The following is a 24,397-nucleotide window of genomic DNA, read 5'->3' as shown; positions in this document are numbered from 1 at the left end:
TGCGGCTGGCGCCGGCGGCACGTTCGACGCGGCGAACGACGGCTGCGGCGCGGGCGCGGCGGCCGGCTGGAACGCGGGCGCCGGCGGCACGTTCGCGGCGGGCTGCTGTGGCTGGTAGGCGTTCGGCGACGGTGCCGATGATGGCGGAAGCGGAACCTGAGGCAGTGGAACGTTGGGATTTGTCATGGCCTTCTCTCCAATCGACTGGCATGCGCCGCCGGTCCCGCGACGCACGTGCGTATGCCGGCGGCGACACCGCCTGCCCTTCCCACTCTAGTCCCTGTCGGACGCTTTTATTGGACGAATTCCGCTGAAACGCCGCTATATGGTGGAACCGGCGAGGCGTTGGGACGCGGCGTAGGTAGGATGGGGGATTGCGCATGTTACATGCGCGTAAACGAATCATTCGCCGGCGGTGCCGGCGGGAAATGGCCGCCGGGAGACGGCCACGCACCAAGCAAAGGAGGAACGATGGGTCAGGATCAATCATCGGTATTCGATCTCGCGGCGGTCGCCGCAGCGTCCAACGGAGGGAACAACGACCCGCTGCTGCCTCCCGCGCGCTTCATCGGCGACCCGCAGAAGCCGAGCAGGATGCCGTACAACAAGTACGTCGCCTACGACAAGCAGGTGCCGTTCGACTACCCGGAGCGCACCTGGCCGGGCAAGAAGCTCCAGCGCGCGCCCCGCTGGTGCTCCGTCGACCTGCGCGACGGCAACCAGGCCCTCGTCAACCCGATGGACTCCGAGCGCAAGCTGCGCTTCTGGAACCTGCTCGTTTCCATGGGCTTCAAGGAGATCGAGGTGGGCTTCCCGTCCGCTTCCGAAACCGACTTCGACTTCATTCGCATGCTCATCGAGCGTGAGCTGATCCCGGACGACGTCACCATCGTCGTGCTCACCCAGTGCCGCGAGCACCTGATCCGCCGCACCTACGAGGCGCTCAAGGGCGCCAAGCGCGCGGTCGTCCACTTCTACAACTCCGTCTCCGTGCTGCAGCGCGAGGTCGTGTTCCGCAAGAACAAGGCCGAGATCAAGAAGCTCGCCACCGACGCGGCCGAACTGTGCAAGAGCCTTGAGGGCGAGGCCAAGGGCATCGACCTCTACTACGAGTACTCGCCGGAATCGTTCACCGGCACCGAGCCGGAGTACGCCGTCGAGGTGTGCAACGCGGTCATCGACGTCATCAAGCCGACGCCCGAGCACCCGATGATCATCAACCTGCCGGCCACCGTCGAGATGACCACGCCGAACGTGTTCGCCGACGAGGTCGAGTACGTCTCCACCCACCTGCAGGACCGCGACTCCATCGTGCTGTCCCTCCACCCGCACAATGACGAGGGCATGGGCGTGGCCGCCACCGAGCTGGCCGTGCTCGCCGGCGCCGACCGCGTCGAAGGCTGCCTGCTCGGCAACGGCGAGCGCACCGGCAACGTCGACCTCGTCACGCTGGGCCTCAACCTGCTCACGCAGGGTGTCGACCCGCAGATCGACTACTCGAACGTGCCGGAGATCCGCAAGACCGTCGAATACTGCAACCAGATCAAGATCTCCGAACGTCACCCGTACGCGGGCAACTTCGTGTTCACCGCGTTCTCCGGCTCGCATCAGGACGCCATCAAGAAGGGCCTCGAAGCCCGTCAGGTGGCCGCCGACCGCGCCGGCGCCAACCTCGACGACTTCGTCTGGCTCGTGCCGTACCTGCCGATCGACCCGAAGGACATCGGCCGCACGTACGAGGCGATCATCCGCGTCAACTCGCAGTCCGGCAAGGGCGGCATGGCGTACCTGCTCAAGACGAACCACAACCTCGACCTGCCGAAGCGCCTGCAGGTGGAGTTCGACAAGATCGTGCAGAAGTACGCGGACGACACGAAGAAGGAAGTCAAGGACGAGGACATCTGGCGCCTGTTCAAGGACGAGTACCTGCCGGTCGAGCAGTCGGGCATGACCGCCGCCGGCGTGGTCGTCGGCGACACGCACGACTCCACGCTCGCCCCGTGGGGCCGCCTCAAGCTGCTCAAGGTGTCCGTCTCCTCCGGTGAGGACGGCTCCGACACCGTGCTCAAGGCGAAGGTCCTCGATCGCGGCATCAACGTCGGCAAGGACGAGGAGCAGGTGCGCGAGGTGTCCGGCATCGGCAACGGCCCGATCGCCGCGTTCCTCAACGCGCTCGCCAACTTCGGCATCGAAGCGTCCGTGATGGACTACGTGGAGCACACCATGTCCGTCGGCACGGACGCGATGGCCGCCTCCTACGTCGAATGCCAGGTGGGCGAGGACGCGGACGCGCAGATCATCTGGGGCGTCGGCATCGACTCCTCGATCATCACCAGCTCGCTCAAGGCGATCATCTCCGCGATCAACCGCGCCAACGCCGGTCGTCGCTGAGACGCGCATCCATTGAAGTGGCCCCCTCACGTTGCGTGAGGGGGCCACTTTCGTATGTAAGGACGCGAATGCGTGCTCCCGCTGGCGGGAGCTGTCCCGCGGAGCGGGACTGAGGGTGGTTCGGTTCGGTCGTTCGCGTCGCGGGTGCCGCGACCACCCCCACCCGGCTTCGCCGGGAGCCCCCGCCAGCGGGGGCGGAGACAACGCGGGGCCCTCGCCAGAGGGCCCCGTCCGTTGCGGCTACTGGCCGGTGCCGGTGCTGCCGCTGGTGCCGCCGCCGGTGGTGCCGGAATCACCCGAACCGCTGTTGCCGGAGTCGCCGGAACCGGTGCCGCCGCTGTTGCCGTTGTCACCGGAATCACCCGAACCGCCGGAGCCGCCGTTGCCGGAACCGGAATTGTCGGTCTCGCCGGTCGTGTCGCCGCCGCCGGTCTCGCCGCCGGTGGTTTCGCCGGACTGGCCGTAGCCGGAGCACGCGCTGTTCGACTGCGGGTTCGCGGCGCACTGCTCCTCCAACGTCTGCTCGTTGGTGGTGTTCTTCTTCGTGCTGCTCTTCGAACCGGTGCCCCACGTGCCGTCGGAGCCGCCGATCTTGCCGGTGTCCTTCGCGGTGGGGAACGTCTCGTTCGTCGTGCCGGCGAGCGCCTGCTTCATGTACTGGGTGAACAGGTGCACCGGATAGTCGGAGCCGCCGGTCCACTGGCCGAACGCGGGGATCTCCTGCGGGTTGCCGTTCGCGTCCGGATACCACATGGCGAACGTGGAGACGACGGACGGCGTGTAGCCGACGAAGCTCGCCGCGTACGAGTTGTTCGACGTGCCGGACTTGCCGGCGACGTTGTGGCCGATGCCGCGCGCCTCGGTGGCGGTGCCGTACTGGACGACGCCGGTGAGCGCCTTGGTGACGAGGTTCGTGTCGTTCGCGGTGAACACCTGCTCGGTGCCGGTGGGTGCCTGGTAGAGGTCCTTGCCCTTGCCGTTCTTCACGCTGGCGACGATGTGCAGGGTCGGTTTCTTGCCCTGGTTGGCGAGCGTCGCGTAGGCGTTGGTCATGTCCTTGACGCTGAGCGCGTTGTTGCCGAGCACGGTGAACGGTTCGGAGCCGTCGAGCGCCTTGTTGGAGACGCCGGCCGTGCGCGCGGTCTGCGCGATCTTCTTCGCGCCGAGCTTGGTCTGCAGATCCATGTACACGGTGTTCGACGACATGGCGGTGGCACGGTACAGGTTGATGTAGCCCATGTTCTCGCCGCCGAAGTTGCTCACCGTGCTGCTGATGCCGGGGAACGTGCGGTACGAGTTGCCGTTGAACGTGGTGTCGAGGTTGACGCCCGCCTCCACGGTGGCGAGCAGCGCGAACGGCTTCATCGTGGAGCCGACCTCGTACTGGGCCTGCGTGGCGTTGTTGAGCTGCTTGGCGAGGTAGTCGTCGCCCGCGTACAGGGAGATGATGGATCCGTCCTTCGGGTTGGCGCTCATCGCGCCGAACTGCATGCCGTCGGGCACGACGCCCTGCATGCCGTTCTGCGAGGGGCTGACGGTCTGCTGCATGAGGTCCTGCTTGGACTTGTCGATCGTGGTGACGATCTTGTAGCCGCCGGTGTCGAGCTCGTCCTTGGTGAACGCCTTGCGGCTTTCCAGCTCGTCCCTCACCATCTGCAGCAGGTAGCCGTTCGGTCCCTGGTAGACGTCGTCGGTGGTGGTCTGCACGGTTTCCGGCATGGCCGCGTCGTGCGCGTCCTTCGCGGTGATGTAGCCGTCCTCGCGCATGATCGTGATGACGCGCTTGAAGCGCTGTTTCGCCATCGTCGGGTTGTCGGCCGGATCCCACGTGGAGGGGGCGGGGATGATGCCGGCCAGCGTGGCCGCCTCGGAGAGCGTCAGATCCTTCGCGTCCTTGTTGTAGTAGGCCTTCGCCGCCGCTTGGATGCCGTACGCGCCGCGTCCTAGGTAGATCGTGTTGAGGTAGTTGCACAGGACCTTGCTCTTGTCCTGCGTCTGCGCGATCTTCAACGCGAGGATCGCCTCGCGCAGCTTGCCGGTGTACGACGTGGTTTCGCCCAGATAGTAGCGTTCCGCGTACTGCTGGGTGATGGTTGAACCGCCCTGGCGGGTGCCCTTGGTCACGTTGTTGACGAGTGCGCGTCCGATGCCGCGCAGGTCGATGCCCTTGTCCGTGTAGAACGTGCGGTTCTCCGACGCGACGACCGCGTTGCCCACGTAGTCGGGCAGTACGGCGCAGTCGATGATGTCGCGGTTCTGCTCGGAGAACGTGCCCATCTCCGTGGTGCCGTCGTTGAAGTAGACGGTCGTGTTCTCCGCCAGCGCGATCTTCTCGGGGGAGGGGATCTCCGTGGTGATGTAGAGGTATGCGAATGTGCCGATGCCCGCGGCGAGCCCGAGCGCGATCAGCCCGAGCACCCATTTGAGGACGAGATGCCTGCCGCGTCCCTTGAGTTTCGGCCCTTTGCCGCCCTTGACGCGATGATTGCCGCCCCGGTAATGGCGGGCGGCGGGTTTGCGCTCCGCCGTGCTCCTGACGTGCCCGCGCGCACGCCCTCTGCCGTTACGAGAATGTGAAACCATGAGCACCACCGTAGCCACACGCCCTGAAAAAGAGCGTGCGTAGGCCCCGTGTGAACGCTATCCCGGCCGGTTCGTCCTCGGAATCCTCACAAGTGCCGGGCGGTTATGCCATGGTCCTTCTGCGGCCGTTCCGCGACTCGCCCACGGTATGATGCCGTCAAGCGGAGACTGCTGCCGCGCGGTATGTTGGATACATATACCCGTGGGAAGAAGGGAATGGAATAATGGCGTTTCTCCGTCTGTTCGACGTCATCGAATACAACGGGCCGGAAACCGATGGCGTCTTCGCATGGAAGCACCCGAACAAGGAGCTTCGTCCGGGATCGCACATCAACGTGCAGCAGTCGCAGGTGGCCGTGTTCCTCAAACAGGGGCAGGTCGTATCGGTCTTCCCAGCCGGAGGCCACAAGGTCGACGGCAACAATCCGGTGTTCCTCACCGGTCTGACGAAGATGGTGACCGGAGGCGCGTCGCCATGGTCGTCGCAGATCTGGTTCATCAACCTCACCGACCGCATGTCCGTCAAATGGGGCACACCCAGTCCGATTCCCATCCCGTTGCCCGGCGTGGGCTCGAAGATGGCCGGCGCGCTCACCCTGCCGGTCCGCGCGCGTGGCAACTTCACCGTCACGTTCGACACCGAGAAGATCGGACCGTTCATCGAACGCCTCGCCGGCACGAAGGATGTCATCGCCTACGAGGACATCCAGTCATGGTTCCGTGACCAGACCGTCGCCATCATCAAATCCACGTTGGCGACCGTCATGGTCGCCAACAACGTGGATTTGGGGCATATCGCCATGTATCTGGACGGATTGTCCCAAGGGCTACTGCCGAAGGTGTCGGGGACGCTCGCCGAATACGGAATCATCGTGAAGAACTTCGTCATCGAAGACATCTCACCGGACGAAAACAGCATCGCGTTCAAGGAGTACAAGTCCCTCGCGTCCCGTGTCGCCAATGCGGAGAGCCGCGCCGAAGCACAGCGCGCCGAAGCGCAGGGCGACGCGGATGCGCTGCGCACGCGCACCGACGCACGACAATACGCCGCCATCGCCAGCAGCCAGGCGAAGGCGCTGGACCAGCAACTGCGCGGATACGCCTACCAGCAGCAGCGCATGTTCGACGTCATGGACACGGCCGCCGCCAACACCGGCTCCGGTGCCGACCTGATGAACCAGACCATGGGCATGGGCGTCGGCATGGCGATGGGCAACCAGATCGGCGGCATGATGGCCGACGCGATGGGCAACGCCACCGCGTTCAACGTGATGACGCCGCAGGTGCCGGGTATGGCGGGGCCGGCTGCCGTGCCGGGGACGCCCGTAGCGCCCGGTGGAACGCCTGCATCCCCCGGCGGCACGCCTTCCTCCCGTCCGGCCGTGCCGCAACCGCCGTTGCCGGATCGACCGGGCGCGCAGGCGACGCCACAGTCTGCGCCCCAGCCGACGCCGCAGTCTCCGGACACCGAGCAGCCGGCCGCTCAATTCGACCCCGTGGCGGCGATGACGCAGCTGAAGCGAATGCTTGACGCCGGGCTCATCCCGCAGGACGTCTACGACGCGAAACGCGACGAGATTCTCAAGCGTATGTAGCGCATCACGTGCCGCATACCGTATCGCATATCACGGAAGAACGAAGAAGGTACATCCCATGAAAGTCCGTTTTCTCATCGCCGACGTGGCGCTCGCCGTCATCGTCGCGATCATCATCCTGCTGTTGCCGCACACGGATACGGCGTCGTTCTGGCTTGCGTTCGCATGCACGCTGCTGGGCGTGCTCGCATTCCTCGTCCCGGCGCTGCTGCCGCCGCCGCGCGACCACATGAGCCGCGTGCCGCTGTACGTGGCGCTCTCCGGCGATCTTGTCGTGCAGGTGGTGCTGCTCGTCGTCTCGAATTTCGTCGGCTGGAAGGTCGTCGCCGTCACCGAACTGGTCATGCTCATCGTGTTGGGCGGCATCGGGTTCATGGTCTCCGCACGCGAGACGCAGGAGGCCGCCGACGCTACTCCTACGCGTCCGGCGTACGATCCGCGTCCCGGAGCGCAAGGATGGGGGGATGCGCGATGACCTCGTTCTTCCTGAAACGATACTTCGTCCACGCGTTCGCCGGATTCATGGGACTGCTGACGGTCCTGTCGCTGATCATCATGCTGCTCACCATAGGGTCGGACTTCTCCGCGCTGTTCCGGTACACGTTCCTCATCGGCGCCGGAGCCGAAGTGATGATCGGACTCACGTTGCGGGAGTTGAGGCAACGCTACCGTGAGATCAGTCTCGATCAAGCGCGGCGTCTGCAGCGGCAGGGGCTCTCGTACGCGAACGTCGCCGGTGACGGCAAGAACGATGTCGGCCGGGCCGGCGAGGTGCTCGATAAGCAGTACAAAGCCGCCGAGCAGGCGGTCGGTGCCGGCGCTGGTGCCGCGAGTCGGCCCGCGCCGGGGAATGCGGCAGGGAACGCCGGACGAGTCGGCGCTCCAGCCACGGCATCCGCCGGGATCGTGCCGCCGAAGACGGACGCCGTGTCGCTGTACGTCGCCGCGACGTTCGGCATGATGCTGTTCCTGTTCGGTGCCAGCGGGGTGATTCGGGCGCAGCGGCTGCCGGTTTTCGCGCTGATCGTCACGTGTGTCGGCATCGGGCTGCTGGTTTGGGTCGCGATTCGTGATTGGCGGACGGCGAAGGCGCTGCTGGAGGAGCGCCGTTCGCTGTCCGTGAGGGCGCAGCACCATGAGGAGGAGACCGTGCGTGGCGCGGTGGGCCAGTATCAGGCGCACGGCGTCGTCCGCTCGAGGGTCGAGCTGTCATGTCCGAACTGCGGCGGTGAATGCGTCACCGTGCTCGGCCGCAAGGTGCTTTGCGCGTACTGCCAGCAGGACCTGAAGATCGATCTGCGTGACGGCCGCAACGGAAAGGTGGCATGATCATGGTTCGTAAGGCGAAGACCAACTCCAATGCCGTGAAACGTCCTGTCGACGCCGTTCAACGCCGCGGCGACAGGACGAACTACATCCTGATGGGCGTGTACTCCGCCGTCATCCTGTTCGGGCTCGTCGTGCCCGTCGTGCGCGGCGTGCTCCGCCTGCACGAGATGCTGACCTCTCCCGAAGGCGTGCGTGTGCTGGCCGAGGCGAAAGCCAGCGGAGAACCGCTGATCGACGCGGGCGACGTACGGTTCCTCGTGATTCTCGGCCTGTGGCTGCTGTTCATGGCGACGCCCGCTTTCGTCGCCATCGTCAACCTCGTCTCCGTGATCAGACGCCAGATGAACTATGCGCGCGTGAGCGTGCCGGGATACATGGAACGGCTGCTCGACGGCGAGGCGGACGAGCAGTCCACGCGGACGCTGCGCCGCATCATCGACGAGCTGGAACTCGTGACGGTGAAATGCCCGAACTGCGGTGACAAGGTCGTCACCTCGCCGGACTCGACGCCGAAATGCCCCAGCTGCATGGAGAGGTTCGACGCGTCGACCGCCGAACGTGTGTTCGCCGGCGTGACGAATGTGTCGCAGAAGATCGCGGACAGGGTAACGCAATCCGTCCAGTCCGTTCCGCACGGAGCACCGGCCGGTGCTCCGGCTGTGCCGGGCGTGTCGCCCGCCAACGTGCCCGCTCCCGGCCCTGTAGCCGCTGCGTCCGGATTCTCCGGCGCACCGCAGCCGCCGGCCGCCCCGTCCCCGATGGGCGTTCCCCTGCCTCCCCGTCCGCAGCCGGGCGGCGGGGTACGGTCGGCGGGCGACGTGCAGGTTCTCGTGACATGTCCGAACTGTGGTGACATAACAGTGGTATCCGTTGATGATGCCCGCCCGAGGTGCAGGGACTGCGGATTGCCGCTTCCGCCGGATGCGGTGCGTCAGGCGTATCAGACGCATAGGACCGGCAGCGTCATACGGGCTTGCGACATGTGCATGGCTCCGGTGGAGGTCATACCTGGAACCGTTGCGACCTGTCCACGCTGTGGATGGGCCGTGAAGGGATAACGCCGCACCTCCACCGTCTCCAGGGAAGTTCCTCATGCGGAAGCCGCGTGTAACCCTCGAGGTGCCGGCTCGTCCGGGGATGGTGTATAGTGGTGCAAGCCTCCGTACGGCGTTATGTCGCCCAAACCCCCCAGGGCAGGAATGCAGCAAGGGTAAGCGGCCTCTGACGGGTGTACGGAGGTTTTTCATATCCCCGACCCGGGAATAAGGCCTATAGGAACCAAACGTGGTGTTTTAGACCGGTCAGAATGGTCGGGTCTTCGCGTGACGGGGCGTTGTTCGTCGATTTTATGGGTCTTATCCGGGACAACTGTCTCCCCTTAACTGGGCGGAGGCCTGTTTTTCGGTTGAGGGCGAGAATCGCGTTGTCCCTCAACCTCGTGGAGGCGGGGTTGCGGGTTGGGGGAGCACGCGGATCCGGGCCGGGGCATGGCCCGTGTATGCCGTGTTCGTGTAAAACCGCTATTTTCCAAGGATTTCAGGTTCGTGCGGTTTCGCCACTCAACCATGATCCGGCCGGTTACGGCGTTGGGTGGCGTGTCGTCCTCCCACTCAACCTGGGAAACGGGCAAATATGGGTTGAGGGGAACCCTGATTCTCCCACTCAACCTGGGAAACGGGCAAATATGGGTTGAGGGGAACCCTGATTCTCGCACTCAATCCGGAAAATGGGCGAATACGGGTTGAGGGGAACCCTGATTCTCGCACTCAACCTGGAAAACGGGCGGATATGGGTTGAGGGGAAGGCACCCGACCCGACCCGGAAACCGGCCGCCACGGTTGGACGGGGAGGATGTTCCCGTCCAACCCGGCCCCTACACGCCACAATGCGACCCGGAACGAGCCGGCGAGACGGTGGGCTAGTGTGGTGGGCATGAGTGACGAACAGCGACCCACGACCTCCCAAGGCCCGCAGATCCGCGATCCGCATGCGCCGGTGAATCTGCTGCGCGATTTCGAACCGTTGGACGATCTGCCCGGCGCGCCGAGCACGACCGGCACCGCGGCCGGCACGTCAGGCAACGCCGGCACGACGGCCGGAATCCCCATCGGGAGCACCGCCGCGCCCCGCACCCCCGCCTCATACGCCCCGTCCGCGTCATCCCCGCTCCGCTCCCTGTCCGACATCGCCGACGTCGCCGACATCGACGTGTCCGACACGCAGGACGGTCTCGACATCTCCGGCACCGCCGGCACGGCCCCCGTGCCCGGCGAGGCACGCGTCGACCTGCGCGCGCTCGACGCCGACGGCGGCCGTCGCGGCGCGCGTCGCCGGCGCGTCGACGACGATCCGCTCGCACGCCGCCCGCGCGCGTCGAGCCGCGTGCTGTGCGTCGTGTTCGGTCTGCTGCTCGTCGCCGCCGCGTTCGGCGTCTACTGGTTCGGCGTGCACACGGAGACCGGCCAGTCGTTCGACGACATGGTCGAAACGTATTTCGCCGCCAACGTGCCCGGCTGGTTCGCGGGACTCCTCGGCGCCGGCTCGCACGTGGCCGTGCTCGTCGGCTCCATCCTGTTCGCCGCGGCCGCGGTCGTCGTCGCGGTCGTGCGCAGGCGCTGGTGGCTGCTCGGCCAGCTCGTCGCGTTCGGCGTGCTGTGTTTCGCCGCGTCGCTGCTCAAGGACGTGCTGCCGCGCCCGTTCATCATCCACACGACGATCGACGCCGGCAACTCCGCGCCGAGCGGCCACACGATCCTCGGCGTGGCCGCCGCGACCGCCCTGCTGTTCGCCGTGTCGCGCGGATGGCGGTGGGTCGCCGCGCTCGTCGGCGGACTGTGGAGCGTGTTCGTCGCGCTGTCCGTCGTGAACGGCAAATGGCATCGTCCGTCCGACGCGCTGATGGCGATCCTGCTCGTCGGCGGCGTCGCGCTGTTCACGCTCGCGTTCACGCGCACGTCCGGCATGGACGCGACCGGCAAACGCCGCTCCTCCGCCGGCGTGCAGGTCGTCGGCTCGATCGCGATCACCGGCGGCGCGTTCGCATGCCTGTACGGCGCGTACGTGGTCTGGCAGGTCGTGCCCGGACTGCTGATGAGCGCCGAATGGGCGCGTTCCGGCGCGGTCGCCGCCGCGATCATCCTCATCGCCGGCGCGACGACGCTCGTGTTCGGTCTCATGCTCGCGATGCGCCAGCTCACCGCCGCGCCGTTGACGAAACTCGGTCTCGTCGGTGCGCCTCCGGCCCCGCCGAAGCGGCGTTGAGACGGTCGCCTTCCACGCGCCCGGTCGGAGCCGGACACACGGATGGCCACCGTTGGTGAGTATGATGACAGCACGACGGCACCGTGCGACGTCGGTGTCGGTCGAGAACGCAGTGACAAGTCGACGATAACGGAGAGGTGAAGGAGAGGTCATGGCAGCACGCACCGCGAACGGCACCAAGCTGGTGATCGTGGAGTCTCCCACCAAGGCCCGCAAGATCAGCGGATACCTGGGCGACGGCTACACCGTGATGGCGTCGGTGGGACACATCCGAGACCTCGCCCAGCCCAGTCAGGTGCCCGCCGCCGACAAGGAGAAGTACGGCAAGTTCGGCGTCGACGTGAACGACGGGTTCAAGCCCTACTACATCGTCGACGGCGACAAGAAACGCACCGTCTCCGAACTCAAATCCGCGTTGAAGAACGCGAGCGAACTCTATCTCGCCACCGATGAGGACCGCGAAGGCGAGGCCATCGCGTGGCATCTGGTCGAAACCCTGAAGCCCAAGGTGCCGGTCAAGCGCATGGTGTTCCACGAGATCACCAAGAACGCGATCCGGAAGTCGCTCGACCAGACCCGCGACGTCGACGCGGACATGGTCGACGCGCAGGAGACGCGACGCATCCTCGACCGTCTCTACGGCTACGAGCTGTCGCCCGTGCTGTGGCGCAAGGTCGGGCCGGGACTGTCCGCCGGCCGCGTGCAGTCCGTCGCGACGCGCCTCATCGTCGAACGCGAACGCGAACGCATGGCGTTCGTCCGCGCGCCCTACTGGGATCTGACGGCGACGCTCGCCGCGCCGGACGCGTCCGGCGAGATCGCGACGTTCGACGCGCGCATGGTCGCGCTCGGCGGCAAGCGGCTCGCCACGTCGAAGGACTTCGGCGCGGACGGCCGTCTCACGCCGGAAGGCTTCGCCGGCAACGTGCGCCAGCTCGACGAGACCGCGGCGAACGCGCTCGCCGCACGCCTGAAGGACGCGCCGTTCACCGTCGTCTCGATGGAGACGAAGCCGTACCGCCGCCGCCCGCTGCCGCCGTTCACCACGTCCACGCTGCAGCAGACCGCCGGCAACCGTCTCGGCATGAGCTCGCGCGCCACGATGCGCGCCGCGCAGGGCCTGTACGAGAACGGCTACATCACGTATATGCGAACCGATTCGGTGACGCTCTCGCAGGAGGCGATCGCCGCCGCGCGCGACGCGGTCGAATACCATTTCGGTTCCAGGTTCCTCTCCGACGCGCCGAAGCAGTATGCGACGAAGACCGCCGGCGCGCAGGAGGCGCACGAATGCATCCGCCCGGCCGGCGCGCGGTTCCGCGATCCGGACGAGCTCACGGGCAAGGTGCCCGGCGACCAGCTGAAGCTGTACCGGCTCATCTGGCAGCGCACGCTCGCCTCGCAGATGGCCGACGCGACCGGCTCCACCGCCACGGTGAAGCTCTCCGCGCCCGCCGGCGTGGGCGACGCGGGCGTGGCCGAGGACGCGTTGTTCCAGGCGTCCGGCACCGTGATCGAATTCCCCGGCTTCATGAAGGCGACGGGGGAGGGGCGCCACGCGGCCTCCGGCACGGGTGCCGGCGCCGACGGCAAGGGCACCACGGACGGCAAGAACGGCAAGGCGAAGGACGAGAACGCGTCCCTGCCGCCGATGAGCGAAGGCCAGCGTCTCGCCGCCTCCGACGTGCACGCGGACGGCCACGAGACCCAGCCGCCGGCGCGCTACACCGAAGCCTCGCTCGTCAAGACCCTGGAGGCCAAGGAGATCGGACGCCCGTCCACCTACGCGTCGATCATCTCCACGATCATCGACCGCGGCTACGTGTACGAGCGCGGCCGCGCGCTCATCCCCTCCTGGCTGGCGTTCGCCGTGACCAAGCTGCTGGAGACGAAGTTCCCCAAGCTCGTCGACTACCGGTTCACCGCGGAGATGGAGAACGGCCTCGACCAGATCGCGCACGGGCGCGAGACCGGCCGCGACTGGCTCACCCGCTTCTACTTCGGTTCCGGCGCGGGCGCCGCGCAGAGCGCCGACGAGGCGCATGAGGGCCTGCAGCAGCAGGTCGCGCAGCTTGGCGAGATCGACGCGCGCGCCATCAACACCATCGAGATCGGCGACGGCCTGCACGTGCGCGTCGGCCGCTACGGCCCGTACCTCGAGGACATGGAGCACACGGACGCGGAAGGCAATCCGAAGCGCGCCTCCCTGCCCGACACGATCGCGCCCGACGAGCTGACCGTCGAAGTCGCGCACGACCTGATCGAGAACCATTCCGGTGGGCCGCGCGAACTCGGCGTCGACCCGGCGACCGGCGGCACCGTCGAGGTGCGCAACGGCCGGTTCGGACCGTACGTCGCACTGGTCACGCCCGAGGCGGCGGCCGCCGAGGCCGCGGCGCGCAAGGCCGCGAAGGAGGCGGAGGCGGCCGGCAAGCCGGCGCCGCGCCGTTCGCGCAAGTCGGATGCGCCGCGCCCGAAGATGGCGAGCCTGTTCAAGACGATGAGCCCCGAATCCCTGACGCTCGACGACGCGTTGAAGCTGCTGAGCCTGCCGCGCGAGGTCGGCTCCTACGAGGAGACGAACGCGGAGACCGGCGAGACGGCGGTCGTGACCGTGGCCGCGAACAACGGCCGCTACGGCCCGTACCTGACCAAGACGAAGGCGGACGGGACGAGCGAGACCCGGTCGCTGAACTCGGAGGACGAGATCTTCACCGTCACGCTCGACCAGGCGAAGGACCTGTTCGCGCAGCCCAAGTACCGCGGACGCGGGCGCGGCGCCGCCAAGCCGCCGATCCGCACGCTCGGCAACGACCCGGAGAGCGGCAAGCCGGTCGTCATCAAGGAGGGCCGTTTCGGCCTGTACCTGACCGACGGCGAAACCAACCGCACGCTGCCGCGCCAGTACGATCCGGCGACCATCGAGCCGGCGGACGCGTACCGGATCCTCGCGGAGAAGCGTGCGATGGGACCGGCGACCAAGCGTGGCCGCGGCGGTCGTTCCGGCGGCTCGGGCAAGGGCTCCGCGGCGAAGGGCGCCAAGGGGTCCAAGGCTGCGAAGGCCGCGCCGAAGGTGAGCGCCGTCGAGGCGAAGCGCGCCGAGCGCCGCGCCGAGGTGAAGAAGCTCGCCGCGAAGGGCTGGGCCAACACGCGCATCGCGGAGAAGATCGGCTCCACCGCCTCCACCGTGAAGGGCGACATCGACTGGCTCACCGCGAACGAGGGCTTCGAACGCCCGCCGGTCGTCGCCGCCAAGCCCAAGACCTCCAGAACCGCAAAGAAGAAGTGACGGCGGGCTATCTCATGACTGGACTGTTCATCTCGTTCGAAGGCGTCGACGGCGTCGGCAAGACCACGCAGGTCGAGCGGCTGCGCGCGGCGCTGGAGGCCGCGGGCCGCGAGGTCGTCGTCACCCGGGAACCCGGTGGCACCCCGTTGGGTCAGGCCATCCGCAGCCTCCTCCTCCACGGCGTCCCCTCAGAGGAGACCGCCGATCCGTCGGCCCGCATGTCCGCCCCCGCCGGCGGGGGCTGTCGGCGTCAGCCGACTGGGGGTGGTTCCGCGGCCGGTGATATCGCCGCCCCCGCCGACATCGCCCCGCGCGCCGAGGCGCTGCTCTTCGCTGCCGACCGCGCCCAGCACGTCGCCGAGGTGATCCGCCCGGCGTTGGACCGCGGCGCGGTCGTCATCACCGACCGGTACCTCGACTCGTCCCTCGCCTATCAGGCGGGCGGGCGCGAACTCACCGCCGCCGAGATCCGCGAACTGAGCATGTGGGGCACGAACGGCCTGCTGCCCGACCGCACGTATCTGCTCGACATGGACCCGGCGCTGTCCCATTCCCGGCTCACCCACGACGAGGACCGCATGGAATCCGCGGGCGACGACTTCCAACGCCGCACGCGCGAGGCGTTCCTCGCTCTCGCCGCCGCCGAACCCGACCGGTTCCGCGTGATCGACGCGTCGCAGCCGATCGACGCGGTGTGGACGTGCATCGAGCGTGACGTCGAGGCGCTGGCGGCGGGCGGTGAGCCGCGATGAGCGTATGGGATGCGATCATCGGGCAGCGACCGGTCGTCGAACGGCTGAGGACGATCGCCGCCGGCGACCCGAAGCAGATCGCGCAGTCGTGGCTGATCTGCGGGCCTCCCGGATCGGGCCGCTCGAACCTCGCGCGCGCGTTCGCCGCCGCGCTCGAAAGCCCCGACCACGGTCTCGGCGACGAGCCGACGAAGGTCACGAAGCAGGTGCTCGCCGGCACGCATCCGGACGTGAGCGTACTCGCCACCGACAAGGTGACGATCGGCATCGACGAGGTGCGCGAGCTGATCGGCGTGTCCGAGCAGATGCCGAGCACCGCGCCGTGGCGCATCATCATCATCGAGGACGTCGACCGCATGCTCGAACGCACGACGAACGTGCTGCTGAAGGAGATCGAGGAGCCGGCCGAGCATTGCATCTGGCTGCTGTGCGCGCCGAGCGCGCAGGACGTGCTGCCGACGATCCGCTCGCGCACGCGCATCGTGAACCTCGCCGTACCGCAGCAGGCCGCGGTCGCCGCGTATCTGGAGTCGAGCGCCGGCGCGGACGCGCATCTCGCGCGGCGCGCGGCGCGGCTCGCGGAAGGGCATATCGGCATCGCGAAACTGTACGCGACCGACGAACGCGTGATGACCGACCGCGACGAGCTCGTCGTCGGCGTGCTGGAACTCGCGAAGGCGTCCGACGCGGTGCTGCTCGCCGGCCGGCTCATCGACAACGCGAAGGCACAGGCCGAAGTGGACGTGTCCGGACAGGCGGCGAAGGCCGAAGCGGACTTCCGCCGCGTCAACGGCCTCGGGCCGGACGACCGCATCCCGCCGAAACTGCGCGGCGCGTACAACGCGATCGCGAAGAAGGACGACCTGAAGCGTCGGGCGACGCGTCGCAGACGCGACGTGCTCGACCGCGCGCTCAACTCGATCGCGTCCGTCTACCGCGACATCGCCGTATTGCAGAACGACGCGGAGGACGCGGTCGGGCTCATCAACCTGGAGAACCGGGCGGCGATCGCCGAGCTGGCGGCGCGGCTCTCCCGCGAGGGGGCGCTGGCGCGGCTCGACGAGGTGGCGCGCGCCCGCAAACGGCTCATGGGCAACGGCAATCCGACGCTCGTCTTCGAAGCGCTGTTCTGCGCGCTGATCCCGTGACGCGTGGGCTCCGCAGGCCCGCGGAGCCCGTCAGCGCTTCGTACTGGAGACGCGGACGATGAGCCGCGGCGGCAGGGAGACGTGGCTCGGATGGCCGGGACCCGCCTCGATGAGGCGCAGCGACTCGGCGACGATGCGGTCGTAGGGCGGGCGCACCGAGGTCATCGTCGGCAGGGTGGCCGAGGCGATGGGGGAATCGTTGTAGCCGACCACCTTGATGTCCTCCGGAACGCTCATGCCGAGCGCATGCAGGGCCATCATCACGCCGAACGCGATCGTGTCGTCCGCGCAGACGATCGCATCCGGGTGGCCGTTCTCGCCGAACAGGCGGATCGTGCAGTCGAAGCCGCGCTGCACCGTCGAATCGCCGAAACGATTCCACGCGCTGACGGTGTCGAGGCCGGCGGCGCGCAGCTGCGTGTGGAACATGGCGAACAGTTCCGCCGACTCGAACGAGACCTCCTTGCCGGCGAGGTAGGCGACGGACCGGACGCCCTGCGAGGCGAGATGGCGGATGATCGACTCCATCGCCGTGTTCTCGTCGATGGAGACCATGTTCGTGCGGAACGAGCGCTGATGCCCGCCCACCTGCACGATCGGAATCGTGTCCGCATAACGGTCGAACACTTCGGACAGGTCGTTGCCGGCGGTGGTGACGGCGATCAGGCCGTCCACCTTGCGCGAGCAAAGCGCCTCGATGCGGTCGGCCTGCATGGCCTCGCTCGCGCCGATGCCGAGCAGCAGCTGGCGGCTGTCCGAGTCGACGACCGGTTCGAGCGCGTCGAGCAGACTGGCGCTGAAGCTGTCGGTCGCGGAGGGGATGACCAGGCCGATCGTGTTCGTCACGTCGCTGCGCAGGGCGCTGGCCGCGTAGTTGACGGAATAGTTGAGTTCGGCGGCTGCCTTGCGCACGCGGTGCGCGATGTCGTCGTCCTTGGCGCGGCGGCCGGAGAGCACGCGTGACACCGTCGCCGTCGAGACCTGCGCCAACGTGGCGACCTCGAGGATGGAACTGGGGGATTTCGCCGCCCGGTTGGCCATGGTGCTGTGCCCTTTCCTGTTATGTGCGCATGGGGTGCGCGGTGCGCGTGTGATGCGGTGGACGCGCGGGAAAACAAAATCGCCGCCCAGCACAGCATGATACCGCGCGGACGGCGAGTTCGCCTTGCAATAGGAGGGGAATCGGCCCGCCGCGTATGCGCTGTGGTGGCGGGGAGACGATCGCCTCACATTCCCGGTTCTAGGCCCGGGAAGTCTGAATCAGGCCTTGGTCAGGGTCTCGACCAGGGAGTCGACCACGGCCTCGGCGTTGTCGCCCTCGACGGTCAGGGTGACGGTGTCGCCCTGCTTGACGCCCAGACCCATGACGGACAGGATGGAGCCGGCCGGGACGGCGGCGCCGTCGCCCTTGGCGATGGTGACCGTGCAGCCGGAGGCGGTGGCGGCCTGAGCGAATTCGGCGGCCGGACGGGCGTGGATGCCGACGGGGTCGTTGATGACGGTGGAACGGGTGGCGGTTGCCATGGAGCACTCCTTTGGTCTTACGGTTGTCCTTCACGCGCGTCAGTCACTGATGTGCGCTGGTAAGCACTATAGCACGTTTTTCCGCGACACGCAGAAAACGATTACCGGCGTTGCTACAATGGTTTTTCTGTGTATACTGACACATGTCGGTAAATGGATTACTCGCTTGCAGGGCAGGCTTGCAGCGCAGGAGGGTGTCCGCCGCGGAACGAACCGCGGGCATGCCGGCGGTGAAACGAAAGTCATAAAGGAGTGCTCAACATGGTTATCACCGGAAGCGGAATCGGACGTGGCGTCGCAGTGGGCAAGGTCATCCGCATGGCCCCGCCGCTGGAGGAGCCGGCCGACGTGCGTCGTGACGCGTCGATCAGCGCCGTCGTCGAGAACGAGCGCGTCACCAAGGCGCTCGCTACCGTCAACGCCGAGTTGAACCACCGCGCCGAGGAGGCCAAGAACGGTGATGAGGGCGCCAAGAAGGCCGCCCCGATTCTGGAGGCCATCGCCATGTTCGCCTCCGACCCGTCCCTCGCCACCTCCATCCAGAACCTCGTCAACGGCGGCAAGACCGGTGAGCGCGCCGTGCTCGAAGGCTTCGCCCAGGTCGAGGAGATGTTCAAGATGATCGGCGGCTATCAGGCCGAGCGCGCCGCCGACCTGCACGACGTCGGCCAGCGCGTCATCGCCGAGCTGCGCGGCGTGCCCGCCCCCGGCGTACCCGAGTCCGACGAGCCGTTCGTGCTCGTCGCCGAGGACCTTTCCCCCGCCGACACCTCCAGCCTGGATCTCACCAAGACCCTCGCCATCGTCACCTCGCAGGGCGGCCCGACCTCGCACACCGCGATCCTGGCCCGCGCCCGCGGCATCGTCGCGGTCGTCTCCGCGGCCGGTGCCGAGGACCTGAAGACCGGCGAGACCATCATCGTGAACGCCGCCAAGGGCGAGGTCGTCACCGAGCCGACCGAGGCCCAGATCGAGGAGGCCGAGCACGCCAAGGCGAAGGCCGCCCGCGCCAAGGAGCTGCGCGGCCAGGCCGGCGGCACCAAGGACGGCCACCACGTGCCGCTGCTCGCCAACCTCGGCAAGCCGGCCGACGGCAAGACCGCCCTGGAGTACGGCGCGGAGGGCGTGGGCCTGTTCCGCTCCGAGTTCCTGTTCATCGGCAACTCCGAGCCGCCGAGCGTCGAGGAGCAGACCAAGGCGTACGCCGAGCTGCTCGCCCAGTTCCCGGGCAAGAAGGTCGTCATCCGCATGCTCGACGCGGGCGCCGACAAGCCGCTGCCGTTCCTCACCCCGGAGGACGAGCCGAACCCGGCCCTCGGCCTGCGTGGCCTGCGCACCCTGCGCGTGCACAAGGAGGTCCTCGAAGGCCAGCTCAAGGCCCTCGCCGCCGCCGACGCCCAGACCGACGCCGACCTGTGGGTCATGGCCCCGATGGTCGCCGACGAGCATGAGGCCGCCTACTTCGTCAAGCTCGGCAAGAGCTTCGGCCTGAAGAAGGTCGGCGTGATGGCCGAGGTGCCGTCCATCGCCGTGATGGCCGACAAGGTCGCCCAGGTCGCGGACTTCGTCTCCATCGGCACCAACGACCTCACCCAGTACACGATGGCCGCCGACCGTACGCTCGGCTCCGTCTCCAACTACCAGACCGCATGGCACCCGGCGGTGCTGCGCATGATCAAGTCCATCGCGGACGCCGGCAACAAGTACGGCATGCCGGTTGGTGTGTGCGGCGAGGCCGCGGCCGACCCGGATCTGGCGGTCATCCTCACCGGCATCGGCGTGAACTCCCTGTCGATGACGCCCGTCGCCCTCGACGACGTGCGCGCCCAGCTGGCCGAGGTCACCTTCGAGGAGGCCAAGGCCAAGGCCGAGGCCGCCCTCAACGGCGACTTCTACAAGCCCGCCTGGGGCGACTGATTCCCGGCGGCTTCCTTCGGTCCCCTCTGACGAGGGGGCCGTCAGCCAAAGGTTGACTGGGGGAGAGGCCTCGGTCGGCCGCTAACACACTTGGCGCGGCGGGGACGTCCGGATTCCCCTTCGTCCGGATCGCCCGCCGCGCCGTTCCTCCGTGACCCGGATTTCCCCTTCGCCCGGGTCACCTCCTTCCGGCACGGCCGGCCCGCGGGACGAGCACTCCCCGCGGGCCGGCCGTGCCTTTTCGTATCTCCCGTGCGCTCCCATGTCTTTCGGCATCTCCCGTCCGTCGCGTCTGCCGCGTTTCCGCGCGATACACTGGGAGGCATGAAGATCTCAGCTGATTTCACCGTGGTTCCGGACGATTTCGCCAAGGCGGCGGCGCCCGAATACCGCACGGGCGGCGTGCCCGTCATCTCCTTCCCCTTCTACATCGACGAGGTCTCGCCGGACGCCCAGTACCTGCACTGGACGTTGACCGACCCCGACTCGATCCCCGTGTGCGGATTCGAATGGATCCACTGGACCGTCGCGAACCTGCCCATCGACGCGTTGATGTTCGACTTCAACGACTCGCACGCGCTCGCCATCCCGCCGGACTTCTCCCGCCAGATGGCCTCGATGATCCCCGAGGCCGTGCAGGGCCGCAACTCGTCCGCCTCCAAGTTCGTGGGCCGCGAGAACGACCCGGCCGTCACCATGCGGTACAACGGCCCGCAGCCGCCGGACAAGGACCACGACTACTACCTGCACGTCTACGCCACGAAGAACCCGCTGCCCGGGCTCAACCAGGGCTTCTGGATGAACGAGCTGCTCCACAAGCTGCGCGAGGCCGGCGAGACCCCCGACCAAGCCGGCATCTTCCTCACCGGCCGCGCATAACCACCCCCGACCGCAACGGACGCGCCCACGGCGCATGACATCATTCTCCGCCCCCGCTGGCGGGGGCTCCCGGCGTAGCCGGGTGGGGGTGGCCCGTGCGAGGCGTCCGTGAACCACCCTCAGTCAGGCTTCGCCTGACAGCTCCCGCCAGCGGGAGCGGGGGATGGAATCGTGCTTCGCGCGATGCCGTTTCCTGCGCCCCACGGGGCGTATGACACCGCTCTCCGCCCCCGCTGGCGGGGGCTCCCGGCGTAGCCGGGTGGGGGTGGTCCGTACTCCCGCCAGCGGGAGCAAGTATCCAATCAACGAAAGGAAACCTAGGCAACCATGGCCTGCACCACGATTCTGGTCGGCAAGGACGCGAGCTACGACGGCTCGACCATCATCGCCCGCAACGAGGATTCCGCGAACGGCGAGTTCAATCCGAAGCAGTTCCTCGTCATCAAGCCCGAGGACCAGCCGCGACGCTACAAGTCCGTCATCTCGCACGTCGAGATCGACCTGCCGGACGATCCGCTGCAGTACACGTCCGTGCCGAACGCGGACCGCAAGGAAGGCATCTGGGGCGAGGCGGGCGTCAACGAGGCGAACGTCGCGATGAGCGCCACCGAAACGCTCACCACGAACGAGCGCGTGCTCGGCGCCGACCCGTTCGTCGAGCGCGTCCCGGCGCACGGCACGCCCGGCGACGCCGACTACGAGCCGGAGATCCCCGGCGGCATCGGCGAGGAGGACTTCCTCACCATCGTCCTGCCGTACGTCAGGACCGCGCGCGAGGGCGTCGCCCGCCTCGGCGCGCTGCTCGAGGAGTACGGCACATACGAGATGAACGGCACCGCGTTCAGCGACGCGAACGAGATCTGGTGGATGGAGACCATCGGCGGCCACCATTGGATCGCCAAGCGCGTGCCGGACGAGGCGTACGTGACGATGCCGAACCAGCTCGGCATCGACGAGTTCGACCTCGATGACGCGCTCGGCGACCAGGAGGACCACATGTGCTCCGCCGACCTCGCCGAGTTCATCGAGGAGAACCATCTCGACCTCGCCGTCGAGAACACGACGCCGTTCAACCCGCGCGACGCGTTCGGCTCCCACTCCGACTCCGACCACGTGTACAACACGCCGCGCGCCTGGTGGATGCAGCGCTTCCTCAACCCGTACGACGAGGTGTGGGACGGCGCGGACGCCGACCACGGCCCGGAGAACAACGACATCCCGTGGGCCCGCCAGCCCGAACGCAAGATCACGATCGAGGACATCAAGTACGTGCTGTCCGGCCACTACCAGGGCACCCCGTACGATCCGTACGGCAAGCGCGGCGACGAACACACGCGCCACATGTACCGTCCGATCGGCATCAACCGCCAGAGCCAGCTCGCCGTACTGCAGATCCGCCCGTACCGTCCGCAGGCGAACCGCGCGATCCAGTGGATGGCGTACGGCTCCAACCCGTTCAACACGCTCGTCCCGTTCTACCCGAACGTGGACGCCACCCCCGCCTACCTCGCCGACACGACGACGCGCGTGACCACCGAGAACTTCTACTGGGCGAACCGCGTGATCGCCGCCCTGTGCGACGGCGCGTTCGCCGACACCGCGAACGCCGTCGAACGCTACCAGCAGAAGACGCTCGCCGCCGGGCATCGTCTCGTCGCCGCCACCGACGAGCAGGTCGCGCGGCTGGGGCTCACGGACGCGGAGGCCGCCGCGGAATCCGCCGCCGAAGAGGAATTCGAGGCGGACAACGTGGACGGCGACGTGCAGCCGCTCGAGCCGGACGCGATCATCGACGCCGTGCGCAACGGCGAAGTGCGCGGAATCCTCGCCGCCGCCAACCAGACCATGGCCGACCAGCTCAAGGCCGAGACCGACAAGCTGCTCGACTCCGTGCTGTACACGCGCTCCATGGCCATGAAGAACGGCTTCCACATGTCCGACTTCTGATCGGATGCCGGCCGACGCGCGTAGACGTAGCATCGCGTTTACGTGCGTCGGATATACACTCTGTGAATGATTCGACGGCCCCATGAGGCCGCTGGAACAAAGAAAGGCGTTTCACCTATGACCACCATCGAAGACTTCACCAGCCAGTATGGCCTGGTCGAGAAGATCGACGCGTTCGGCTACCTCGACTACCTGAAGAAGAACCCCGACGCCCCGCGCAAGCACGGCAAGGTCGTGCTCGTCACGGCGGACACCCCGCTCAAGGCGTCGCGCGGCGAAGGCAAGACCACGACGACCATCGCCCTGATCGACGCGCTCAACGAGCGCGGCATCGACGCGGCCGCCGTGCTGCGCCAGCCGAGCATGGGCATCACCGCCGCCGGTTCCAAGGGCGGCGCGTCCGGCGGCGGCAAGGCCTCCCTGACCCACCCGAAGCTCATCGACTGGGGTCTGTGCGGCGAGATGGGCGCCATCGAGGCGGCCCAGAACCTGCTCGTCTCCTTCGCCGAGAAGGCCGTCGACGAGGGCAAGCTCGACACGATCCTCGTGCCGCGCGTCTCCGAAGTGCCGTCCCGCTCCCTGCGTTCCATCGCCGTCGACTACGGCAAGGGCGACGTCAAGGAGAAGGTCGTGCTCACCCCGACCTGCGAGCTCATGCAGATCGTCGTGCTGTCCCGTTCGATGGACGAGATCGGCCAGCGCGTCGCGAAGATGATCGCCGGCACGAAGGACGGCAAGGCCGTCACGTTCGGCGAGTTCGTCGACCTGTGGCGCATCACCGGCATCCTCGCCGACGCGGTCAAGCCCGCGAAGACGGAGACCGTCAACGGCTCCCCGGTCTACGTGCACGGCGGCCCGTTCGCCAACGTGTCCATCGGCATCCCGACGCTCGTCTCCGTCGAGATGGCGTGCGCGCTGCACGACGTCGTCATCGTCGAAGCCGGCTACGGCACCGACGCGGGCGCGCAGAAGTGGCTCGACATCGCCTGCCGTGAGTTCGACGCGCAGTGGCCGTCCGCCGCGATCGTCGTGACCCGCGCGTCCACGTGGCGCGACGATCCGGAGCTCTCCTGGCGCTACCCGTTCCACGTGAACCGTCTCGAAGGCCTTGACATCCCGACGTTCCCGCTCGTCAACCTGTGGGACGGCGAGGACGACCAGATTCCGGCCCTCAAGGAGACCGCCGCCAAGCTCGAGTTCCGCGATCCGATCATCGGCAACCTGTACCGCGACGGCGGCGAGGCGCTCGCCCCGCAGCTCGACGCGTTCGTCGATGTGCTCACCAACGGCTCGATGCCGTCCCGCCCGCACAGCCACAAGGGCATGTCCGTCATCGAGAACGTGAAGTGGGTCGCCGAGCACGCGTACGGCGTTCCGGCCGACCGCGTCAAGTTCAAGGACGGCTTCCTCGCCTCCCGCGACGAGGCCGTGAAGCTGTGCGAGTCCGCCGGCTTCTCCCTCGCCGACCTCGCGCTGGTCGCGGTCAAGTCCCCGGCGACGATGACCGACAACGACCGTGCCCCGGAGGCCGAGCGCGCCGTGACCCTGAAGAAGGTCGAGGTGCACGCCGGCGCCGGTCTGGTCCACGTGAACCTGACCACGTCGCTCACCACCCCGATGCCGAAGATCGTCTGACGAACAGTCCGGTGGACTGTTCGTAGCAGCGAGCAGCGATAGCGTCGCGAGCGTCGCACGGAACGCGAACAGTCCGGTGGATTGTACGTAGCAGCGAGCAGCGATAGCGTCGCGGAACAATAACGAAACCCCGCCATTATGGCGGGG

Annotated in this window: 16 protein-coding genes and 1 other RNA gene; 14 read left to right on the top strand and 3 right to left on the bottom strand. The window is 67.5% G+C overall.

The annotated features are described in order from the left end of the window. Window positions 1-471: 471 nt before the first annotated feature. On the top strand, window positions 472-2,391 hold the full coding sequence (leuA, locus tag Uis4E_RS10795; protein WP_101623165.1) for a 2-isopropylmalate synthase: 1,920 nt from the start codon (window positions 472-474) through the stop codon (window positions 2,389-2,391). A 240-nt stretch (window positions 2,392-2,631) separates the two neighbouring features. Here leuA and Uis4E_RS10790 read toward each other — a convergent pair whose 3' ends face one another. Beyond that, window positions 2,632-4,974: a transglycosylase domain-containing protein gene (locus tag Uis4E_RS10790; protein ID WP_101623164.1), complete on the bottom strand. Its 2,343-nt coding sequence runs from the start codon at window positions 4,972-4,974 to the stop codon at window positions 2,632-2,634. Window positions 4,975-5,198: 224 nt separating this feature from the next. On the opposite strand from Uis4E_RS10790, the gene Uis4E_RS10785 reads away from it, so the two are divergent. The 9 genes from Uis4E_RS10785 (at window position 5,199) to Uis4E_RS10745 (ending at window position 16,348) form a co-directional block, all read left to right on the top strand. Next, the gene (locus Uis4E_RS10785; RefSeq protein ID WP_101623163.1) at window positions 5,199-6,569 is read left to right on the top strand and encodes an SPFH domain-containing protein; all 1,371 of its coding nucleotides are present in this window, start codon (window positions 5,199-5,201) and stop codon (window positions 6,567-6,569) included. Between the two features lie 58 nt (window positions 6,570-6,627). Beyond that, window positions 6,628-7,044 carry a hypothetical protein gene (locus Uis4E_RS11985; protein ID WP_101623162.1) on the top strand — a complete coding sequence of 139 codons (417 nt, stop codon included), beginning with the start codon at window positions 6,628-6,630 and terminating at the stop codon, window positions 7,042-7,044. Next, a complete protein-coding gene (locus Uis4E_RS10775) occupies window positions 7,041-7,898 on the top strand; it encodes a DUF2614 family zinc ribbon-containing protein (RefSeq protein WP_101623161.1) in 858 nt (285 codons plus the stop codon). Before Uis4E_RS11985 ends, Uis4E_RS10775 begins: the two co-directional genes overlap by 4 nt. Next, window positions 7,895-8,956 (top strand): hypothetical protein, encoded by a 1,062-nt coding sequence (locus tag Uis4E_RS10770; protein ID WP_101623160.1) that lies wholly within the window; start codon window positions 7,895-7,897, stop codon window positions 8,954-8,956. Before Uis4E_RS10775 ends, Uis4E_RS10770 begins: the two co-directional genes overlap by 4 nt. Before the next feature lie 93 nt (window positions 8,957-9,049). Continuing rightward, window positions 9,050-9,146: signal recognition particle sRNA small type (gene ffs / locus Uis4E_RS10765), an RNA gene on the top strand. 684 nt (window positions 9,147-9,830) lie between these two features. Beyond that, window positions 9,831-11,159, top strand: coding sequence for a phosphatase PAP2 family protein (locus tag Uis4E_RS10760; RefSeq protein WP_101623159.1), 1,329 nt, complete (start codon window positions 9,831-9,833; stop codon window positions 11,157-11,159). A 151-nt stretch (window positions 11,160-11,310) separates the two neighbouring features. Continuing rightward, on the top strand, window positions 11,311-14,448 hold the full coding sequence (gene topA / locus Uis4E_RS10755) for a type I DNA topoisomerase (RefSeq protein WP_101623158.1): 3,138 nt from the start codon (window positions 11,311-11,313) through the stop codon (window positions 14,446-14,448). Between the two features lie 14 nt (window positions 14,449-14,462). Next, on the top strand, window positions 14,463-15,200 hold the full coding sequence (gene tmk, locus Uis4E_RS10750) for a dTMP kinase (RefSeq protein ID WP_101623166.1): 738 nt from the start codon (window positions 14,463-14,465) through the stop codon (window positions 15,198-15,200). Next, window positions 15,197-16,348 (top strand): DNA polymerase III subunit delta', encoded by a 1,152-nt coding sequence (locus Uis4E_RS10745; protein ID WP_101623157.1) that lies wholly within the window; start codon window positions 15,197-15,199, stop codon window positions 16,346-16,348. Before tmk ends, Uis4E_RS10745 begins: the two co-directional genes overlap by 4 nt. Before the next feature lie 30 nt (window positions 16,349-16,378). Here Uis4E_RS10745 and Uis4E_RS10740 read toward each other — a convergent pair whose 3' ends face one another. Both Uis4E_RS10740 and Uis4E_RS10735 read right to left on the bottom strand, forming a co-directional pair. Next, complete coding sequence (locus Uis4E_RS10740) at window positions 16,379-17,389, bottom strand: LacI family DNA-binding transcriptional regulator (RefSeq protein ID WP_101623156.1); 1,011 nt, start codon at window positions 17,387-17,389, stop codon at window positions 16,379-16,381. 219 nt (window positions 17,390-17,608) lie between these two features. Continuing rightward, complete coding sequence (locus Uis4E_RS10735) at window positions 17,609-17,872, bottom strand: HPr family phosphocarrier protein (protein WP_101623155.1); 264 nt, start codon at window positions 17,870-17,872, stop codon at window positions 17,609-17,611. Between the two features lie 261 nt (window positions 17,873-18,133). Here Uis4E_RS10735 and ptsP point away from each other — a divergent pair, with 261 nt between their 5' ends. From ptsP to Uis4E_RS10715, 4 genes are all read left to right on the top strand, one after another. Next, window positions 18,134-19,789 (top strand): phosphoenolpyruvate--protein phosphotransferase, encoded by a 1,656-nt coding sequence (gene ptsP / locus Uis4E_RS10730; RefSeq protein WP_101623154.1) that lies wholly within the window; start codon window positions 18,134-18,136, stop codon window positions 19,787-19,789. Window positions 19,790-20,113: 324 nt separating this feature from the next. Then, on the top strand, window positions 20,114-20,668 hold the full coding sequence (locus tag Uis4E_RS10725; RefSeq protein WP_101623153.1) for a YbhB/YbcL family Raf kinase inhibitor-like protein: 555 nt from the start codon (window positions 20,114-20,116) through the stop codon (window positions 20,666-20,668). 327 nt (window positions 20,669-20,995) lie between these two features. Next, the gene (locus Uis4E_RS10720) at window positions 20,996-22,615 is read left to right on the top strand and encodes a C69 family dipeptidase (RefSeq protein WP_101623152.1); all 1,620 of its coding nucleotides are present in this window, start codon (window positions 20,996-20,998) and stop codon (window positions 22,613-22,615) included. A gap of 117 nt (window positions 22,616-22,732) precedes the next feature. Further along, window positions 22,733-24,250, top strand: a complete 1,518-nt coding sequence (locus tag Uis4E_RS10715) for a formate--tetrahydrofolate ligase (protein WP_101623151.1) — start codon at window positions 22,733-22,735, stop codon at window positions 24,248-24,250. Window positions 24,251-24,397 lie beyond the last annotated feature (147 nt).

This window comes from Bifidobacterium parmae, assembly GCF_002860365.1.
In the GTDB taxonomy this organism is placed as follows: Bacteria; Actinomycetota; Actinomycetes; order Actinomycetales; family Bifidobacteriaceae; genus Bifidobacterium; species Bifidobacterium parmae.
The sequence above is the reverse complement of the archived record's forward strand: the minus strand, read 5'-3'. Positions and strand labels throughout refer to the sequence as shown.

Bases quoted from the DNA above. Each gene is read 5' to 3' on its own strand.
- leuA (WP_101623165.1), top strand. From the start codon at position 472: ATGGGTCAGGATCAATCATCGGTATTCGATCTCGCGGCGGTCGCCGCA.
- Uis4E_RS10790 (WP_101623164.1), bottom strand. From the start codon at position 4,974: ATGGTTTCACATTCTCGTAACGGCAGAGGGCGTGCGCGCGGGCACGTC.
- Uis4E_RS10785 (WP_101623163.1), top strand. From the start codon at position 5,199: ATGGCGTTTCTCCGTCTGTTCGACGTCATCGAATACAACGGGCCGGAA.
- Uis4E_RS11985 (WP_101623162.1), top strand. From the start codon at position 6,628: ATGAAAGTCCGTTTTCTCATCGCCGACGTGGCGCTCGCCGTCATCGTC.
- Uis4E_RS10775 (WP_101623161.1), top strand. From the start codon at position 7,041: ATGACCTCGTTCTTCCTGAAACGATACTTCGTCCACGCGTTCGCCGGA.
- Uis4E_RS10770 (WP_101623160.1), top strand. From the start codon at position 7,895: ATGATCATGGTTCGTAAGGCGAAGACCAACTCCAATGCCGTGAAACGT.
- Uis4E_RS10760 (WP_101623159.1), top strand. From the start codon at position 9,831: ATGAGTGACGAACAGCGACCCACGACCTCCCAAGGCCCGCAGATCCGC.
- topA (WP_101623158.1), top strand. From the start codon at position 11,311: ATGGCAGCACGCACCGCGAACGGCACCAAGCTGGTGATCGTGGAGTCT.
- tmk (WP_101623166.1), top strand. From the start codon at position 14,463: ATGACTGGACTGTTCATCTCGTTCGAAGGCGTCGACGGCGTCGGCAAG.
- Uis4E_RS10745 (WP_101623157.1), top strand. From the start codon at position 15,197: ATGAGCGTATGGGATGCGATCATCGGGCAGCGACCGGTCGTCGAACGG.
- Uis4E_RS10740 (WP_101623156.1), bottom strand. From the start codon at position 17,389: ATGGCCAACCGGGCGGCGAAATCCCCCAGTTCCATCCTCGAGGTCGCC.
- Uis4E_RS10735 (WP_101623155.1), bottom strand. From the start codon at position 17,872: ATGGCAACCGCCACCCGTTCCACCGTCATCAACGACCCCGTCGGCATC.
- ptsP (WP_101623154.1), top strand. From the start codon at position 18,134: ATGGTTATCACCGGAAGCGGAATCGGACGTGGCGTCGCAGTGGGCAAG.
- Uis4E_RS10725 (WP_101623153.1), top strand. From the start codon at position 20,114: ATGAAGATCTCAGCTGATTTCACCGTGGTTCCGGACGATTTCGCCAAG.
- Uis4E_RS10720 (WP_101623152.1), top strand. From the start codon at position 20,996: ATGGCCTGCACCACGATTCTGGTCGGCAAGGACGCGAGCTACGACGGC.
- Uis4E_RS10715 (WP_101623151.1), top strand. From the start codon at position 22,733: ATGACCACCATCGAAGACTTCACCAGCCAGTATGGCCTGGTCGAGAAG.